Here is a 17,586-nt window from a genome sequence, read left to right on the forward strand (position 1 = left end):
CTGCCTTAACGACGAATGCCCCGGCACCCAACCGGGTGCGGGGCATTCGCGTGCCGGGACTAGGCGAAGTCGGAAACCGCCGGGTCCGGGCCGATGCGGCCTTCGGTGCCGCGGTCCAGACCGTTGATGGCCTCGACGTCGGCATCGTCCAGCTTCACGGACAGGGCCGCGAAGTTCTCCTGGATGCGGGATTCCGTGACGGACTTGGGGATGACGACGTTGCCGATGGCCAGGTGCCAGGCGATAACCACCTGGGCGGGCGTGGCCTGGTGCTTGGCCGCGATCCCAGCGACTGTGGGGTTCTCCAGCAGTTCGCCGCCCTGGCCCAGCGGGGACCAGGCCTGGGTGAGGATGCCCTTGGAAGCGTTGAAGGCACGCAGCTCGGACTGGTTGAAGAAGGGGTGCAGTTCAATCTGGTTGATGGCCGGGACAACGCCGGTCTCATCGATGATGCGCTGCAGGCCCTCGGTGGTGAAGTTGGAGACACCAATGGACTTGACTCGACCACGCTTCTTCAGCTCGATCAGGGCCTTCCAGGTGTCCACGTACTTGTCCTGCTTGGGCTGCTGCCAGTGGATCAGGTACAGGTCCAGCGTTTCGATGCCGAGGCGGTCCAAGGACTTCTCGAAGGCCTCCAGCGTTGCCTCGTAGCCCTGGTCGGCGTTCCACAGCTTGGTGGTGATGAAGATTTCCTCGGCGGAGAGGCCGGAGGAGGCAATGGCACGGCCAACGCCGGATTCGTTGCCGTAGATCTTGGCGGTATCGATGTGGCGGAAGCCGGCCTCGAATGCCTGGCGGACCACCTTTTCGGCTACATCGTCTTCAACCTGCCATACCCCGTAGCCGAGCTGGGGAATGGTGTTGCCGTCGTTGAACGTAAGCGTTGGTGAGGAAGTCATGTCTGCAATCCTGCCAGCATGAAGTTGCTCAAAGCACCAAATATTACGCAGATCAGCTATCCGCTTAACTTATTGCTTCAGTGGAATAAGCGCGCACGCCGGTAGTTGCACGCGCTGCACACTTATCCGGGCGGTCTTCAGTCCATTGGCCTTCAGTCAGTACGAAAGGAGGCGTTCGGCGTCGGCGACCTGTTCAAAAACAGATTCGGCCCGGCGCCGTACGGACAGCGCGCCCACCGGGACCGGACCAACGGCCAGCCGCAGCATGGCCGCAGCCTCTGCCGTCGTGGCCAGCGAATTGCCGGCCTTGGACAGTGCACGGTGCACGCCGGCAAGGGAACCTGGCACGTCGAGGCCATCGCTCCGGGCGTGTACTGGTATCACCCCCACCATCACGGCACGGTCGCCGATCAGATCTTCGCAGGCCCTCTTTGGAGCGATCATCGTCGAGGACCCCGCGCCGATCGAGGCAAGTGTGGAGCGGGTGCTGGTCATTTCGGACACCACTCTCGACAGCCTTGGCAATATCGCTGCGATCCCGGACATGGAGCGAACGATGGGCCGGGAGGGTGACCTGATCCTGGTCAACGGTCAAAGCAATCCGCAACTCAGTGCCCGCCCTGGACAGCGTGAAAGGTGGCGAATCATCAACGCATGCGTAGCCCGCTACCTCCGGCTACGTCTTGACGATCAGCAGTTGCAGCTCATAGGCGTTGACTCCGGCCGCTTCCCGACACCGAAGCCACTGGCAGAACTTATTCTCACGCCCGGAAACCGGGCAGACCTTCTCGTGACCACAGCAACCGGCGACTCCGTCCTGCGCGCGTTGTACCAGGACCGGGGAACCATGGAGGCAATGATGAGACCGGGGCGCGGACCACGGAGCCCAGCAGACCAATCGAACGGTACCGCGCTGGCCACTCTTCACGTGACCGGCGAACCGGTCGCGTCCCTCCCGTCAGTACCCCTCCAAAAAGTGCCCGGAGACTTACGGGCAGCGCCCCTAGCTACTCGCCGGCGGATTGCCCTGGCCACCGGCATGTCTATGAGCGGGGGCAGCATGAGCTTCACAATTAACGGCAAGAAATTCGACCAAACCCGAACAGACACGACGGTATTGGCCGGGGACGTGGAGGAGTGGACATTGACCAACGCCAGCCCCATGGATCACCCGTTCCACCTCCATATCTGGCCAATGCAAATTATCAACGAGAACGGCCACGACAACGACCAGGTCATCTGGCAGGACGTGGTGAACGTCCCCGCAAACGGACAGATGACGGTCAGAATCGCATTCAAGGACTTCAGCGGACGCTCTGTCTATCACTGCCACATCCTGGATCACGAAGACCTCGGCATGATGGGCGCCATCGAAGCCCGTTGAACGTCGCTTCCAGGACCATTCGGAGAGTAACAAAAAGCACTTGCCAACGATACCCCCCGGGGGTATCTTGTAACTGTTGTCAGTGAACCAGGTATGTCTCGGAGGCTTAGCCCTCTTCACAACCGTTCAACCACAGCACTCCATCGCACATTTGCCAGGAATGGATAACTGACATGCAAACCCCTCCCCGCACCGAACTGCCGCTGACGTCCGCGTCCTCCTCCGGCTGCGCGTGCTGCTCCACTTCCCAAACCCTCACGGTCCCCTCCCCCGTTGCTGATGTTGAGTACGGCGTTGAAGGCCTGACCTGCGGCGGCTGCGTCACCAAGGTCGAGCGCGCCGTGGCAAACGTCGACGGCGTTGACTCCGCCACGATCGAGCTCATCCCAGGCGGGGTCTCCCGCCTTCTGGTCACCGGCACCGCCGGATCGGACATCATCGCCGCGGCCGTCACGGCCGCCGGATACGGCATCATCAACCGCTAGTGCACACAACACGGCCAGCCCCGCCCCCCGCATGGGCCGGTGTGCGCGGGCCGTTCCTGGAGGAGCACGTCATGACAGAGCACAACCACCACCACATCCCCTCGCCGGTCGAGGAAGCGGAACCGGACCATACAACACATCCCCACCACGCGTCCGCCGGCCACGAGGGTCACGAGCAGCAGCAGGATCACGGCGGCCATCATGGTCACGGACGGGATGATGATCACGCCGTGCACAGCCACGGGCAGCACGCCGGGCACAGCACGGCGATGTTCAAGGACAGGTTCTGGCTGACCCTGGCCCTGTCGGTCCCTGTGGTGTTTTTCAGTCCGATGTTCGCCCACCTTCTTGGGTACATGCCTCCGGAGTTCCCCGGCTCGGCGTGGATCCCCCCGGTCCTGGGCAGCGTCATCTTCTTCTACGGGGGCATGCCCTTCCTCAAGGGTGGATTCAACGAGCTGAAGTCCCGCAAGCCGGGCATGATGCTGCTGATCGCGATGGCGATCAGCGTCGCGTTCCTCGCTTCCTGGGCGACCAGCCTGCGGATCGGGAACTTCGACCTGGATTTCTGGTGGGAACTGGCGCTGCTGGTCGCCATCATGCTGCTCGGGCACTGGATCGAGATGCGCGCCCTGGGCTCGGCCCAGGGGGCTTTGGATGCCCTCGCCGCGCTGTTGCCTGACGAAGCTGAGCGCGTGACCGACACAGGCGTTGAAACGGTGCCCGTCGCTGAGCTGGCCTCCGGAGACATTGTGCTGGTCCGTTCGGGTGCCCGGATGCCTGCCGATGGGACCATCGTCGCCGGAGTCGCGGAGTTCGACGAGTCCATGATCACCGGTGAATCAAAGACCGTGCCCCGCGGTGTCGGGGACCAGGTCGTCGCCGGGACCGTCGCAACGGATAACACCGTCCGGGTCAAGGTCACGGCAGTGGGCGAGGACACGGCTTTGGCTGGGATCCAGCGCCTGGTCGCCGAAGCGCAGGCGTCCTCTTCCAAAGCCCAGGCGTTGGCTGACCGGGCGGCGGCGTTCCTGTTCTACTTCGCCGCCATCGCCGGTGTCATCACCTTCATCGTCTGGATCCTGCTGGGCAGCTTGCCCGAAGCCGTAACCCGCACCGTCACCGTACTGGTGATCGCCTGCCCCCACGCCTTGGGTCTGGCGATCCCGCTGGTCATCGCGATCTCCACCGAACAGGCAGCCCGGGCCGGGGTGCTGATCAAGAACCGGATGGCTTTGGAGAGGATGCGGACCATCGATGTGGTCTTGTTCGACAAGACCGGCACCCTGACCAAGGGCGAGCCCGAACTGAAGGACGCCTCCGCCGTCGAGGGGACCACCCCCGATGAGTTGCTGGCCCTTGCCGCGGCTGTGGAGTCGGACAGCGAACACCCCGTCGCGCGGGCGATCGTGCGGGCCGCCGAGGCCAAGGCACTGGATCTGCCGGCAGCGTCCAAGTTTTCCTCAATGACCGGCCGCGGCGTGCGGGCCACGGTGGACGGCCGCGCAGTCCAAGTCGGAGGACCTGCCCTGCTGCGCGAGCTGGGACTCACCGAACCGGAGGCCCTGCACATTGCAACCAAAGCCTGGAAGGGCCGCGGCGCTGCGGTGTTGCACGTCATTGACCAAGGCAGGATCCTCGGGGCAGTCAGTCTCGAAGACGCGGTCCGGCCGGAGTCCCGCCATGCGGTGAAGGCACTGCAGGCCAGGGGCGTGAAAGTCGCAATGGTCACCGGTGACGCGCAGCAGGTCGCCACGGCCGTGGGCACGGAACTGGGCATAGACGAGGTCTTCGCCGAAGTCCTCCCGGCCGATAAGGACAAGCAAGTCGCCGAGCTGCAGGCACGGGGGTTGAAGGTCGCGATGGTCGGTGATGGCGTGAACGATTCCCCGGCCCTGGCCCGGGCGGAAGTAGGCATCGCGATTGGTGCCGGCACGGATGTGGCCATGGAATCGGCAGGGGTGATCCTGGCCGGGAACGATCCCCGCGCCGTGCTGTCCATGGTTGACCTGTCCAGGGCCAGCTACACCAAGATGTGGCAGAACCTCGTCTGGGCCACCGGCTACAACATCATCGCCGTGCCCCTGGCCGCAGGTGTCCTGGCTTTCGCAGGGGTCATCCTGTCGCCTGCGGCCGGAGCGGTGCTGATGTCAGTATCAACGATCGTTGTCGCCTTGAACGCCCAGCTGCTGCGCCGGGTGAAACTGAACCCCTCCCAGGTTCGTTGACCCCATGGACGACTGGACGACGACCGGCCCGGTCATACCGGGCCGGTAGTGTGGAATCACCACCCGGAGCAGCAGAAGGAGAAAGGACCATGCGAGCACAACCGGCCCTGACCAGGCCCTTCCTGCACGCGGGTCTCCTGGCCGCCGTGCTGGCGCTGATCGCCGGGGTCCTGGGCATGCACATCGTCATGACCGGTGGTCACACCTCGCAGGCCGCAACGTCCATCACCAGGGCCTCCCTATCGGAATCCGCTGCCCACGGCACACCCGGGGGGCAGGGCAGCCACGCACCGATATCCTCAGCTGCGGCCGGGACCGGCACCGTGGGGCAGGCGCAGTGTTCCTGCTCGGGGAACTGCCCCAGCGAGCACGTCATGGCCGGCTCGTGCATCCCGTCACTGGCCACCGGCAGCCTCACCGCTCCCCTGCCGGACGCCACCGCCGCGCCAGCCTCAACGGTTACCGCCCTGCAGGCGCAAGCCTGCACTCGGTGGTCCTATCGCCCCGGAAGTCCTTCACCAGGCGAGCTGTCCATCAGCCGAACATAGACCTCGTCAGCGGCCCGTCATCCCGGGACCGCCATGTCTTGATGGCTGCCATCGCGGCAGCGCCTTCTTGCCCGCCCGGGCACTTTCCGGTGTGCGGCACCCTGCATCCAGTCATGGGCGCTTCGCACCCCATGACGCTTCTGTGAAGGACAAAATGTTGATGAACACGAAAAAGCTTCTCCCTCTCTCCGCCGTAGCCCTCGCCGGAGCCCTGGCCCTGGCCGGGTGCGGCACCGGGACTCCGGGATCATCCGGGACATCCATGCCCGGCATGGACCACGGCAGCATGGGCATGAGCTCCAGCCCAGCCGCATCCAGTGCTGCACAGGGCGGTGACCACAACTCCGCCGATGCAATGTTCGCCCAAATGATGATTCCCCACCACGCCCAGGCCGTGGAGATGAGCGAGATGATCCTCAAGAAGCAGGGCATCCACGCCGAGGTAACCGCCCTGGCAACCAGGATCAAGGACGCCCAAGGTCCGGAGATCGAAAAGATGACCGGCTGGCTCAACGGGTGGAACGAACCCACCGCGATGGCAGGCGGGCACAGCATGGAAGGCATGATGGGCGCCGATGACATGGCCAAGCTGGAAGCAGCCCAAGGAACCGAAGCCGCGAAGCTCTTCCTTACCCAGATGGTCGCCCACCATCAAGGTGCCTTGACAATGGCCAAGACCGAGACCACCGGCGGCAAGAACACCGACGCCGTCCAGCTGGCCAAGGACATCGTGGCCACCCAGGAAGCTGAGATCAAAGAGATGCAGCAACTGCTGACCACCCTGTGAGCAGTCGCCAGGTGGCTGGCCCGGCAACGGGCCGGCCACCTGCCGCATCCCATCCTCCCCTTGTTACGCCCATTTTCTGGAGCTTTTCCATGCCTTCACCCCAACCGCGCTTCCTTCGGGCAGCAGCACTGGCCGCCGCCCTGGCTTTCGTTCCTGCCCTGGCTGCCTGTTCGCAAACCACCCAGGCCGCGTCCACGGCCTCCCCAAACCACAGCACTGACAAGGCACTGCCCAGCAGCCACGTGCACGGACTCACCGTCAGCGGTGAACCCAGTCAGGTCCTGCTGGCCACCCATGACGGCCTGTTCGACATGACCAAGAACCCCTCCACGAAGATCGGCGACACCAATGACTTGATGGGTTTCACCGCCGGCGCCGATGGTGTCTTCTACGCCTCAGGCCACCCCGGCCCCGGGTCTTCGTTGCCCAACCCGCTCGGGCTCCTGAAATCCACCGACGGCGGCAAGACCTGGGAACAGCTCTCCCGCCAGGGAGAATCGGACTTCCACGCCATGGCAGCGACCAAATCCGGGATCATCGCCTTCGACGGGCAGCTCCGCTTCACCAGAGATGGGAAAGCTTGGGACACTGTGGCTGCCGGTTTCGCCCCGGCAGTCCTTGCCGGGCATCCTGACACTGACACCGTCCTGGCAACCACTGAGGCCGGGATCCAGCGTTCAACCGATGGCGGTAAAACCTGGGACTTGGTACCCAATGGACCAGTGATCCAGTTCACCGCGTTCGCTGACCCGGACGAAGTCGTCGGTGCCGCCCCTGACGGGAACACCTACTATTCCCCCGACGCGGGGCTTACCTGGACCCGGAAGGGACGCATCGACGGCAAAGTGCAGGCAATCGCTGCAGTCAACGGATCCACCGGCAGCCCGTGGTTTTGGGCCGCTACAACGGACGGGATCGTGGTCTCCACCGACGCCGGCGGCGCGTTCCGTCCCGCCGACGAACGGTAACAACCCTTCCTTGAGACGGCCCCAAGCGGGGCCAGCCAGCCAATAACAGGCTGGCCCCGTTTGCCGCTCCTCCGGACCGGGTACATGCCAAAGTAGGGCCCTACGGGCCCCATCAAAACCAAGCGGTTCAATGGAAGCGAGAACATCATGACGCACATCAGCTCCATGCTTGACACCTACCCGAAGGACCTTGGCGGTATCGACACAGAAAAACTCGCCGAATGCATCGCTGCATGTTTCGAGTGCACTCAAACATGCACAGCCTGCGCTGACGCCTGTCTCGGTGAAGACATGGTCGCGGATCTGACCAAATGCATCAGGACCAATCTGGACTGCTCCGACATTTGCGCCGCCACCGGCAACGTCCTCTCCCGCCGCACCGGCTACGACGCCAACATCACCAAGGCCATCCTGCAGGCCTGCGCGGCCGCCTGCGCGAGCTGCGCCGACGAGTGCGGACAGCACGCCGACATGCACGAACACTGCGCCGTCTGCGCCGAAGCCTGCCGCCGCTGCGAACAAGCCTGCAACCAACTCCTGGCCACCCTGGGCTAGAACACCAATCAGCTCACAGCCAGCGGAGCCGTCGCAGGCCACGAGAGCGTCCCGGAATCTCAACCGCAATCAAACGCTCATCGTTGCCTGAGCACACGAGAATTTTGTAGGCGATCTTCCGTCTCTAAGCGAACGGGTCTACTGGATGGTGTTGCTGGTCCGCGCCGCTTCCTCCCGTCGTTTGCGGAGGTGGATAAGGTTTTCCTCCAGGGCCCGGACTTCGCCGAGCCATTGGTGGGTGCGGGCTTCTTCCAGCCTTTCTTCGGCGTTGACGGTCATCTCTTCGATGCGGCCGGCTTGGGCTGGGTCGACTTGAAGGAATCGGCATTTGATGCAGGCGTGTTCGTGCACGCACGGGGTTGCATAGGGGCGGTGGCAGGTTCCGAGAGCGACACGACGCAGCAGGAAGTGTTGCTCGAATTCTGTCCATTCCGCGTCTGTGGCCGGCCGCTGTTCGTAGTCCGGGCGGGTTTGTCTGCGTCGTTCAATGAACGTGTGGTGGGCTTGGATGACCTGCTCCGGGAACACCGCGGTGTAGCCGCGGGTGGTTTCCAGGTTCAGATGGCCCAGAAGTGTCGACACGATATGCAGGGGAAGCCCCGAGCCCACAAGGTCGGTAGCGAACAACCGGCGGAAGTCGTGGGGCGTGAACGTCACTGGCAGGCCGCCATCGCTCAGACCGGCGTGGGCGGCGATGTTGATGAGCATTTTTCGGACGTAGTGGCCCGACAAGACGTTCTGGGTAGGACCTACTAGCCTGGCGAACAGGTGGGGTAAGGCTTCACTGAAGGTCTTGTCGTTGGTGTCGTAGCGCATGGACAGCGGCACGTGATCGCCCGATCCACGGGCACGGCGTTGGACTTCCACCAGAATTTTCACGAGCTCCGGGGACATCGGGATCAGTCTTTCCTGATCATTCTTCGATGGCACGATGTGCAGCAAGGGCACGATCGTGTTCGTAGTTGGGGCGATGTAGTGGCGCAGGGACAACTGCGTCAGTTCCAGGAGCTCCTCTATCCGAACCCCCGTCTCTTTGAGGGTTGAGGCCACAGCCCAACCCCAGAACCCTTCAGCTTCCACCGCAGTGACATCAGCCTTCTTCCCCACAGGGACCGGCGGCCTGGCCCCCTCTGACGCGGACATGACCTCAGCCCACACCCTGACCCTCGCGTTGGTCTTAGCCCTCATGGGCGGGTGGTCCCGCCGGTAAGTAACTCCTTCGACGGTGTAAGTCTCCCCGTCGGCGGCGGCCAAGGTCCTTTCCAGCAACGCGTTTCCGTGGCTACGCAGTTCCTCTGCTGAGCGCATGAACGCTGGCAACAGGGGCGTGAGTGAACGGGTGCGTTGCTGCATTCGCGCTTTCACTTGGCGGCGCTGTTTGGACTGGACCCTTGACTCAGCCCGTGGCAATGGAATGGGCGCCACCCAGATCGCCCATCGTTCTGGTTGTTCGTGTGACCACTCGGCTATGTCGCGGTAGAGGGCACGGACAGCGAAGTATGTCGAAGCTGTTTCGCGTCGGGGCAACCCCGAAAGGGTGACTTTGATACGTTCGCGCCACTGCGCCGCGACATGGGGCGCCAGGCGGAGATCTTGCTGATCCGGGTTAATGTCGAGGATTTCTGCCCAAAACAAACGGATGAGCCGGTAGGCCAGCCCCTCAAGAGAGCTATAGTCCATGTTCGGTTTGAGCTCTTCCAAGTAGTCAATCAGCATGTTCGTCACCTCAGAGGCAGGGATCCCGTACCGTCTGACCAGTGTTTCGACCGTGTGCCGCCGGTTCACCACGTTGGCGTGCCACGCCGCGCGCAGGGTCGGCGGTTCCCCCGCAAGAGGTCCCAGTGCGACAAGCAGCTCCCACGCCAGGTGTTCCTTGGCGTGACGCCGGTTCATCCTAGCCAGATGCGAATAGGCGAGCACGTCCTCGCCGGTTAGTTGGCTCAAACGCTTGCCGGTGCGCACCATGACCCGGGCAATGGCGTTCTCCGCATTGTTGCGGATGAGATCGTGGGCGGCGCGGTACTGGGGAAGGGCTCTCAACCGGACAAGTGCCTCGGGTTCTGCGACTTCGAGAAACGACACTGCTCGTCCGCGGGAGTTCCATTGGCTGGCGGAAAACATCCACTCGTAGGAGGGACGGATCAGTCGCGAACGGACAAGGGTCGTCACGCCCAGGCTGACGATCTTCGTTGGTCGGCCCAAACGTTCGCTCAGCTGGGTCATGCCATCGCGGGGTGCCTCGTCCAGGCCAGAGGCAAACCACCTCTCATCCCAGGTGTCCCCCGGCAACTTGGCCAGCCATCCGAGGACAACCCGAGTGGCCTGCTTGGTCATCGCCAGGTATTTCGGACCGCTCGTGAAGGTCTCATTGACCCCTTGCACCCAGGCGGTTGCTTCCTCCAGCCCCAGCGTCTGAAGATTCCGGAACTCCCACTCCGGGTCCTGCGGTCCCAGGGTTCCTGCGTCGAAGGCTTGACGACCTCGCGCCCTGTGGATGGCGTCCACCATGCTGTCGGGCGCCACCTTCATTTCCCTTGTCCGCGCGTAGGTTTGGGCAGCTGCGACCTGGTCAGGGGATCTGGGATCCGTAACCGTGTTGATACCGTTCATTCGCCGAGTCCAAGCAATTCACGTAAGGCCACGTCGTCGTATTCCGGTTCGATGCCTAGTGGTGCCGGCTTGGGCCGGGCGTAGTGCTCAAGGACCTTCTCCAGGACGTCCTCCATTCTCGGTTGGGTGTAGATCGTGGTGGTCGTGACGTTCGCGTGCCGGAGAACGGTCTGGACATCCACGAGCGTGAAGGAAGGATCGGCGATCATCCGCTCGGCGGCGGTGTGGCGCAGGTCGTGGAGGGTCCAATTCGATCCCAGCTGTTTCTGGGCGCGGGAGAACATTTGCCGTGCCGCTGAATAGCCAAGCGGGCGGCGGTTCTTCGCGTGCAGCGTCCACCAAACCGGATCGCCAGGGGAAGAAGGCTGGCCTTCACGCATATACAACGCCAGCCACACGAAAGCGTCAGAGCTGGCAGGCACCATGTCGCGGTTGCGGGTTCCTTTGCTTGTCACTACGAGCGTGTGTTCGCCAAAGTCGTAGTCGCCGTGCCGCAAACCGAGCAGTTCCTCAGCCCGTGCACCGCTGCTGAGCCAAAATGACATCAAGGCCCGGTCGCGATGATTGTTCAAGCTGTCAAAGATTGACGCCACGGCCCTGTCCGGGATCCCCCGCCATGCTGGCTTTGGGACGCGTTGCCGGTAGGTTCCACGGCGAGGCGGACGGAACTGTTCCATGGGATTGTGGTGCGCGTATGCCCTCGGACCGAATCCGCGCTGTCGTGGCACAGGGTTCATCAACGGCCCAAGATTCATCTCCAGTGCGAAGTCATAGAAACTCGACAAGACTGTCAGCTGGTGATTGATCGAATTCGCTGAGAATGTCGCCCCGGGCCCGCGTTTCTGGGTCACGACGTTGGTGATGGCAGGACCTTCGTTCCGCCGTCTGATGGCGTTGGCCGTCGGGGTAGCTCGCATGTGCTCCACCAGAGCCCTGACGTCCAACCGGTCGGCTCGTTCCCACGGAACGAAACGTCCGTAGAGGAAGCGGAACCATCGGAGCAGATCGTAGGCGTAACTGCGCAATGTCGATGGAGAACAGTCGGACGCTGCAAGGTCGCGCAGGAAGGAGGAGACTGTCTCCTGCTCGGTGTCCGGGAAGATCAGCCGGTATGGAAGACCAACCTTCGAGGAAACGACTCTGCCCAAGCTCTCCATCATCCACCTAGTTTCCCTGTCGGTGATTGCCAAAAAACCAACACAAAGTGCAGTTAACATGCCGCACGATCATTTTGAGCAATTCTGACGGGGTTACGCTTTGGAGCCGGCAGGGCAAAGAACTTTCGAGGATCTTTCCTGAGCTCCGCGCAGCTGTGCAGGCCCGGGTGCCGCCCGGCGTGGTCCTCGATGGTGAGGCGGTCATCTGGAACGGGAACCGGCTGGACTTCGAGGCGTTGCAGCGCCGCATGATCAGCTCCAGGGCGGATCTGCCGGCACTGGTCCACCACCTTCCGGCGTCTTTCGTGGCCTTCGACGTGCTGGCCGTTGCCGGGCAGGACATCCGGGGTGTTCCGTTCACAGGCCGCCGGCAGCTGCTCGAGGAACTGGCCCGGGACTGGGCCGCTCCTTTGAACCTCTCCCCCACCACCACGGACATGGACCTGGCGAAGACCTGGTGGAAGGACCTGCCCGCCACAGGCGTGGAAGGGCTGGTCTTCAAGGGAGGGGCGCAGCCATATGATGGCTCGCGCTCCTGGTTGAAGCTGAAGACAAAAAGCACTTTCGATGCGGTCTGCGCGGCCGTCATCGGCCCGATAACGCAACCTCAGGCCATCATCGCCGGCTTGCCCGTCGATGGGCAGCTGCGGATCGTCGGCCGTTCCACGGTCCTTTCCACCCGGGTAGGGCATGAGCTGGGCCGCCAGCTCCGCCCGGCCCTGCCCGGCCATCCCTGGCCGGAAGAGATCAGCGAAACCTCGCTGAACAGATTCACCAAAGACAAAGGCCCGGTTCACCTGACACTGGTGGAGCCCATCGTGGTCGAGATATCGGCCGACGTCGCCTGGACCGGAAAATCCTTCAGACACGGTGTCAGTTACGTTCGGCCAAGGCCCGAGCTGGACGCCTCCGACGTCGAACTCCCGCCGCACCTGGAAAGGTAGCTCCTACCAGCCGCGGTGGACGGGTTGTGCACACTGGCCGGCAGGTGGAGCCCTCCGCACAGCTCAAAGCTGTCCCCATTGTGCGCAAGCCGTCCACGCCGCCCCGGGCGACTTATATTGTCGGGCCGCGGGAGTATGGTTAGTCGAACATGGTTTTCCTGTAGCCCTTTTTGGGCTGTCTTCGATGTAGCCGCCGGAGTGTGGTGCACCGCTCCTGGCCTTCCAAATTTGATTACCTGTGGTGTTGTCCACGTGTTCATGAGCCTGTTTCCTTCGCGTGCTGGTATTGACCTATCCGTGACGGATCGGCGAGGGAGACCGTATGCCGTGGACTGTTCAGCAGGTGGTGTTACCGGATGGGTCGGGTTCGTGGACCGTTGTTGATCCGCGCTTCGAGGTCGTCGCTCCCGTCGACCGGTTCCTGGCTCATTTTAAGTGTTATCGATCGTTCACCAGAGACGGTGAGATCGTATGCCTTTGACTTGCGGGACTACTTCGCCTTTTTGGATCAGGCGGGTGTGTCGTGGCGTTCCGTGCGCCTTGAAGACCTGGGACGTTTCGTTGGGTGGTTGCGTAAATCCCCCTCGAGCGGGTCGGGAGCGTGACCCGATTGCCCGCGGCGCTGGAACACTGCGCCCCGGTGACGATCAACCGGAAACTCTGTCAGACCAGCTAGTTATGATTGTTCAAACGCACTAATCATTATTAGGAGATGCAAAGTTGGCAGGAAATAAAGTAGTTTTCGTCGCGTTCGCAATCGAGGATGAAAGGCAGCGCGACTTCCTCAAAGGACAGTCGCTGTCGCCCCGGGCACCGTATGAGTTCATTGATATGTCGGTGAAAGAAGCCTACGAGTCAGACTGGCAGAACAAGGTTCGCACTCGCATCAAGCGATCAGATGGAGTGATTGTGCTCGTAAGCAAGAACTCCTCCACGTCCACGGGCCAGAAGTGGGAGATCGCCTGCGCTCGTGAGGAGGGGAAACCAGTCCAGGGAATCTGGGCCTACAGCGACGATCGGACGTCGATCCCGGGAGTCAGCACTGTCATCTGGAGCGACGCCAACATCAGCAACTTCATCGATTCACTTTAGTAGCGTGCGCAAAGCTTTGGTCGTTGGGATCGACTACTACGAAAATGTCACGCCACTTCACGGCTGCGTCAATGATGCTTACGCGGTCAATTCCGTTTTGGAGCGTCATGCAGACGGCACCCTGAATTTCGCGAACCCTAAGCTGCTGACCGGCACCGGGCCGGACTCCCTAGTGGACCGAGTTGCTTTGAAGACCGCCGTGCGCGAGCTCTTTACAGGAGATGCTGAAATTGCACTTTTCTACTTCTCCGGGCACGGATATCTGGAAGACACCGGCGGTTACCTATGCGCCAGCGACGCGCAAAGCGGTGACGACGGGTTATCTCTGAATGAAGTTATGACCCTGGCCAACCAGTCCCCCGCAACGAATAAGGTCATCATCCTTGACAGTTGCCACAGCGGAGCCGCGGCAAACACTGCGGTAGGTGGCCAGCAGGCCGACATCAGAGATGGGGTAACCATACTGTCAGCTTCAACTGCGGAGCAGTATGCCCTTGCTTCAGGGGGGTCAGGGGTGTTCACCAACCTTCTGGTCGATGCGCTCAACGGCGCTGCCGCCAACCTGGTCGGAGACATTACGCCCGGAAGCGTCTATGCTCATGTAGACCAGTCACTTGGCCCCTGGCAGCAACGCCCCGTATTCAAGACGAACGTGAAATCATTCGTCTCACTACGCCGAACGGCGCCTCCAATTGCCCTGAGCGAGCTACAGCAGCTCACGGAAATCTTTCCATCGGCGGACTACCAGCTCCCCTTGGATCCTTCCTACGAGCCGGATCGTTCCCGTGAGCAGCTTGAGAATCCGGACATCCCGGACCCAGACCCGGTCAAGAATGCTACGTTTGAAGTGCTCCAGAGATACGTCAAAGTCAATCTTGTGCGCCCTGTCGGTGCAGCGCACATGTACTTTGCTGCCATGGAGAGCAAAGCGTGCGAATTGACCGTTCTCGGGGAGCATTACTGGAAGCTAGTCAAGCAGAGCCGCATCTGATGTCCGAAGAGCTAGAGCACTTTTTGAACACATCAGAGGCCTTGGAGATTACAGCTGCAGTCGAGCACGCCCGATGGGCACACTGGCAGAAGTATCTGCACGAGCAATGCAGCGCCCTCGAAGACGGCAGCTTGGTCATTCCGTCCCATCTGGTGAGGCGATGGGAACAGCAGATCGCGACACCTTACGCTGATCTTTCTGATCAAGAGAAGAACAGTGATCGAGACCAGGCACAGGAGTATCTCGCAGCCCTCATTCAAGCCCATCGGGAATCCGGCGCCTAGCAGCCTCACTCAGGGGGCACTGGCACTGGAACTGGCACTGGACGGATGGTTTAGGTCTCCACGGCGTCTGCTTCCCAGGTCGGGGCAGGGCCCGATTGGCCTGACATGCCGGTGCAAGTCTCCAAACTGGGCTGCCTCCAGAACTAGAATTTCAGTGGGCGGATTCAGCCCACAACGCCAAGAAAGGTAAGCAAGTGGCCGACGAACAGACTCGACCTGCCCCCACATTCGACCTCATCGAAAAGGGCTTCTCCACTATTTCCGCGCATACAGAGGTGCCCACCAATCAGTCTGTTGCCGATGTCATCGCATCTCTGACCAGCAACACGGATGCCGGCACCTCCTCGGGCGCTGACAAAGACTAGTGCCCACGTCCGCCTTTGGCGTCCTTATATTCATCCTGGCGGTTGCACCAGGATTCTACTTTGAGCTTGTCCGAGGCCGACGCTACACGCGGACCAAGGAATCTGCCTTCTATGAGGCAAGCCGAGCCGTCGTAGCCTCTGTCGCCATAGGCATCGTTGCTGGGCTCTTGGCATTCTGGTTTTGGGTCACTGTCCTAAGCCCCGACGATCCTCCTGACGTTACCGCGCTCCTCAAGCGGGACCCTCAGTATTTGGGCTCACATACGCGACAGCTGGCCGTAAGCCTAGCTGTGTACCTCGTGGCCAGCTTCCTTGTAGTACATCTCTGGATGAGGCTTCAAGGCCTGTTTGACATGCTCAAGGCGAAGTTCAAATGGGTTTCAGGAGGGGTAACGTCGTCACATTCACTGTGGACTGAAGTACTCCAATCGCGAGCACCAAAGAACCATATATCCATAGCCCGTGTGCGCATGAAATCTGGCGAAATCTGGGTTGGGCCTGTACTGGGGTTCAGCACCGAGCATGAACTCGCAGACCGCGAACTAGTCCTTCACACGCCGATTCTCCAAGGCGACGCAAAAAGTCCGGGAATCTTTTCAGCAACCACGCTCCGTGCTGTGGTCCTGAAGGGTCCAGAGATTGAAATGATCGCCGTCGAGGCTTACGCCCAGGACGAAAACCTTCCCAAGGCTACTACCCCTATGGGAAATACCAACCGGAACCACTGATGGATCTTGCCGATAGTTGATCCACGGACTTCATAATTCGTGATGCCTCGGATCCTTGCCGGCAGCTCTCCACCTCGTGATGCTGGGCGGTGAGGTCCTGGGTGTTCGTCGAGCAGCGAGCGTATCCGATAAGCATACTGCGGACTGTAGCGTATAGGGCCCCCTCACCGGGCAGTAATTCGGGCGGGGTATACGGGAATCCGGGAATGGCGGAAACGCGCGAAAGTTCGGCAGCCAAAGTGCCGTGCCGGCGCGGCCGGTGAACGACCGACTAACGAGCTTCGTACTGTCAGCGGTTAGTGATAAGAAGTGAGCAACCTATATGTCTACGAATGGAGCACTGATGTCCGACCCGCGGGCTTTTCTAAGTTTCGATTTCGACCACAACCAGCAGTCCAAGATCCTCTTCGCAGGGCAAGCTCACAAGGAATCGCCAACTCCATTTTCAATTGAAGATTGGTCCAGTAAAACTGCCTTGCCGCAGGCCGTATGGGAGCAGCAGATTCGAAACAAGATCAACCGGACGCATATGCTCATCGTTCTCGTTGGAAGGTCCATGGGATCTGCTACGGGCGTAGCGAAGGAAATTTCAATGGCGAAAGCGCTTAACGTTCCCACCTTCGGCATTTATGTTGACGGTGCTTCGACCTACAGCACTCTTCCTGCAGGCCTAGCCCGAAATCGAGTCATCGCCTGGACATGGAGCGGAGTAGGTGCGGCAATCACTCAGATGATGGGCGAAGGCAGGAACGTAGCATGACAGGTACTGGCAGCGCCTCACCGGAGGTACTCGATCTTTACAAGATGTCGGTGGAAATGGCGGACAGAATCTCCGCGCGGCGAGGTCAAGCCAATCAGTTTTACCTGACCCTAGAAAGCACGCTGCTAGGGGTACCAGCTCTCGTTGGGCTAGTTGGAGGGGAGGAACTTGCCCCCCTCAGGGCAACACTCCTCGCGATTGTGGGCGGACTGACAAGCATTACTTGGTGGCTGCAGCTTCGAAGCTACCGAGACCTCAACCGGGCGAAGTTCGAGGTGATCAACAAGATCGAACAAGAACATTTCAGTGTGACTCCATTTACGGACGAGTGGAATTCTCTAAGAACGGACCCTGTCCCGAAGCTGAGAGGGCGATATGCCGAGCTCGGAGCAGTGGAACGTATCGTGCCGATCCTGTTTTTCGGAATCAACGCGGTAATCTCAGTTACCGTGTGGTGGTGAACTACTTAGATGATGTTGCCGACCGTGTCCGGGATGAACTTGCACCTTCATTGCGCCCAGACGATGATGGTGCCGCACTCTATCGCCTTTACGCGCTGCTAGTCCTGGTAAAGGGGGACCGTACGTCGCTATAGGACGTTCATGATGCTTGGTCGACTTGGATGGCTCCACGGCAGCCTGATCACGCAGCCCTCATTCCGTTTGCAAGTCTCTCCGAAGACCAGCAAGAACAAGACAGACCGTACTTAGAAGCAATTCTTCGCATAGCTAGCCGAGGGGTGATTTAGCGCTCCGAAAACACCGCAATGGTCATTGATCGACGGGAATGCCCTGTTTCGCG

19 protein-coding genes and 1 pseudogene are annotated in these 17,586 nt (G+C 61.2%); 16 read left to right on the forward strand and 4 right to left on the reverse strand.

The window, feature by feature from the left end; all coding sequences use genetic code 11:
* Window positions 1-59: 59 nt before the first annotated feature.
* Window positions 60-899, reverse strand: coding sequence for an aldo/keto reductase (locus tag HMI59_RS24205; RefSeq protein WP_193594448.1), 840 nt, complete (start codon window positions 897-899; stop codon window positions 60-62).
* Window positions 900-1,055: 156 nt separating this feature from the next.
* A pseudogene (locus HMI59_RS24210) lies at window positions 1,056-1,262 on the reverse strand (hypothetical protein); the annotation flags it as partial.
* Between the two features lie 121 nt (window positions 1,263-1,383).
* Here HMI59_RS24210 and HMI59_RS24215 point away from each other — a divergent pair.
* The 7 genes from HMI59_RS24215 to HMI59_RS24245 all read left to right on the forward strand — a co-directional run bounded on the left by HMI59_RS24215 (window position 1,384) and on the right by HMI59_RS24245 (window position 7,854).
* Window positions 1,384-2,283, forward strand: coding sequence for a multicopper oxidase family protein (locus HMI59_RS24215; protein WP_370583601.1), 900 nt, complete (start codon window positions 1,384-1,386; stop codon window positions 2,281-2,283).
* Between the two features lie 173 nt (window positions 2,284-2,456).
* Window positions 2,457-2,768 (forward strand): heavy-metal-associated domain-containing protein, encoded by a 312-nt coding sequence (locus HMI59_RS24220; protein ID WP_193594449.1) that lies wholly within the window; start codon window positions 2,457-2,459, stop codon window positions 2,766-2,768.
* A gap of 71 nt (window positions 2,769-2,839) precedes the next feature.
* A complete protein-coding gene (locus HMI59_RS24225) occupies window positions 2,840-4,996 on the forward strand; it encodes a copper-translocating P-type ATPase (protein WP_193594450.1) in 2,157 nt (718 codons plus the stop codon).
* 89 nt (window positions 4,997-5,085) lie between these two features.
* Window positions 5,086-5,544 carry a DUF6153 family protein gene (locus HMI59_RS24230; RefSeq protein WP_193594451.1) on the forward strand — a complete coding sequence of 153 codons (459 nt, stop codon included), beginning with the start codon at window positions 5,086-5,088 and terminating at the stop codon, window positions 5,542-5,544.
* Between the two features lie 160 nt (window positions 5,545-5,704).
* Complete coding sequence (locus HMI59_RS24235) at window positions 5,705-6,331, forward strand: DUF305 domain-containing protein (protein WP_193594452.1); 627 nt, start codon at window positions 5,705-5,707, stop codon at window positions 6,329-6,331.
* An 89-nt stretch (window positions 6,332-6,420) separates the two neighbouring features.
* The gene (locus HMI59_RS24240; RefSeq protein ID WP_193594453.1) at window positions 6,421-7,299 is read left to right on the forward strand and encodes a F510_1955 family glycosylhydrolase; all 879 of its coding nucleotides are present in this window, start codon (window positions 6,421-6,423) and stop codon (window positions 7,297-7,299) included.
* Window positions 7,300-7,446: 147 nt separating this feature from the next.
* Complete coding sequence (locus HMI59_RS24245; protein WP_193594454.1) at window positions 7,447-7,854, forward strand: four-helix bundle copper-binding protein; 408 nt, start codon at window positions 7,447-7,449, stop codon at window positions 7,852-7,854.
* A gap of 138 nt (window positions 7,855-7,992) precedes the next feature.
* On the opposite strand, the gene HMI59_RS24250 is transcribed toward HMI59_RS24245, so the two are convergent.
* On the reverse strand, window positions 7,993-10,464 hold the full coding sequence (locus tag HMI59_RS24250; protein ID WP_193594455.1) for a site-specific integrase: 2,472 nt from the start codon (window positions 10,462-10,464) through the stop codon (window positions 7,993-7,995).
* Window positions 10,461-11,624 (reverse strand): tyrosine-type recombinase/integrase, encoded by a 1,164-nt coding sequence (locus HMI59_RS24255; RefSeq protein ID WP_227471732.1) that lies wholly within the window; start codon window positions 11,622-11,624, stop codon window positions 10,461-10,463. The genes HMI59_RS24250 and HMI59_RS24255 overlap by 4 nt, the downstream gene beginning before the upstream one ends.
* Before the next feature lie 71 nt (window positions 11,625-11,695).
* Between HMI59_RS24255 and HMI59_RS24260 the strand changes: the two genes are divergently transcribed.
* The 9 genes from HMI59_RS24260 to HMI59_RS24300 all read left to right on the forward strand — a co-directional run bounded on the left by HMI59_RS24260 (window position 11,696) and on the right by HMI59_RS24300 (window position 17,246).
* The gene (locus HMI59_RS24260; protein ID WP_255527692.1) at window positions 11,696-12,565 is read left to right on the forward strand and encodes an ATP-dependent DNA ligase; all 870 of its coding nucleotides are present in this window, start codon (window positions 11,696-11,698) and stop codon (window positions 12,563-12,565) included.
* Window positions 12,566-12,921: 356 nt separating this feature from the next.
* On the forward strand, window positions 12,922-13,170 hold the full coding sequence (locus HMI59_RS26155) for a site-specific integrase (RefSeq protein WP_227471734.1): 249 nt from the start codon (window positions 12,922-12,924) through the stop codon (window positions 13,168-13,170).
* 115 nt (window positions 13,171-13,285) lie between these two features.
* On the forward strand, window positions 13,286-13,657 hold the full coding sequence (locus HMI59_RS24270; RefSeq protein ID WP_193594458.1) for a TIR domain-containing protein: 372 nt from the start codon (window positions 13,286-13,288) through the stop codon (window positions 13,655-13,657).
* Between the two features lie 4 nt (window positions 13,658-13,661).
* Entirely contained in the window at window positions 13,662-14,648 is a 987-nt protein-coding gene (locus HMI59_RS24275; protein WP_193594459.1) for a caspase family protein, read from the forward strand.
* Window positions 14,648-14,932, forward strand: a complete 285-nt coding sequence (locus HMI59_RS24280) for a hypothetical protein (RefSeq protein WP_193594460.1) — start codon at window positions 14,648-14,650, stop codon at window positions 14,930-14,932. The genes HMI59_RS24275 and HMI59_RS24280 overlap by 1 nt, the downstream gene beginning before the upstream one ends.
* Before the next feature lie 194 nt (window positions 14,933-15,126).
* A complete protein-coding gene (locus HMI59_RS24285; protein WP_193594461.1) occupies window positions 15,127-15,297 on the forward strand; it encodes a hypothetical protein in 171 nt (56 codons plus the stop codon).
* Entirely contained in the window at window positions 15,297-16,025 is a 729-nt protein-coding gene (locus HMI59_RS24290; protein ID WP_193594462.1) for a DUF6338 family protein, read from the forward strand. Before HMI59_RS24285 ends, HMI59_RS24290 begins: the two co-directional genes overlap by 1 nt.
* A 343-nt stretch (window positions 16,026-16,368) precedes the next feature.
* Window positions 16,369-16,785, forward strand: a complete 417-nt coding sequence (locus HMI59_RS24295; protein WP_193594463.1) for a TIR domain-containing protein — start codon at window positions 16,369-16,371, stop codon at window positions 16,783-16,785.
* The gene (locus HMI59_RS24300; protein ID WP_193594464.1) at window positions 16,782-17,246 is read left to right on the forward strand and encodes a hypothetical protein; all 465 of its coding nucleotides are present in this window, start codon (window positions 16,782-16,784) and stop codon (window positions 17,244-17,246) included. Before HMI59_RS24295 ends, HMI59_RS24300 begins: the two co-directional genes overlap by 4 nt.
* The last annotated feature ends 340 nt before the right edge of the window (window positions 17,247-17,586 follow it).

The organism is Paenarthrobacter sp. YJN-5 (assembly GCF_015040095.1).
GTDB classification, from domain to species: Bacteria; Actinomycetota; Actinomycetes; order Actinomycetales; family Micrococcaceae; genus Arthrobacter; species Arthrobacter ureafaciens.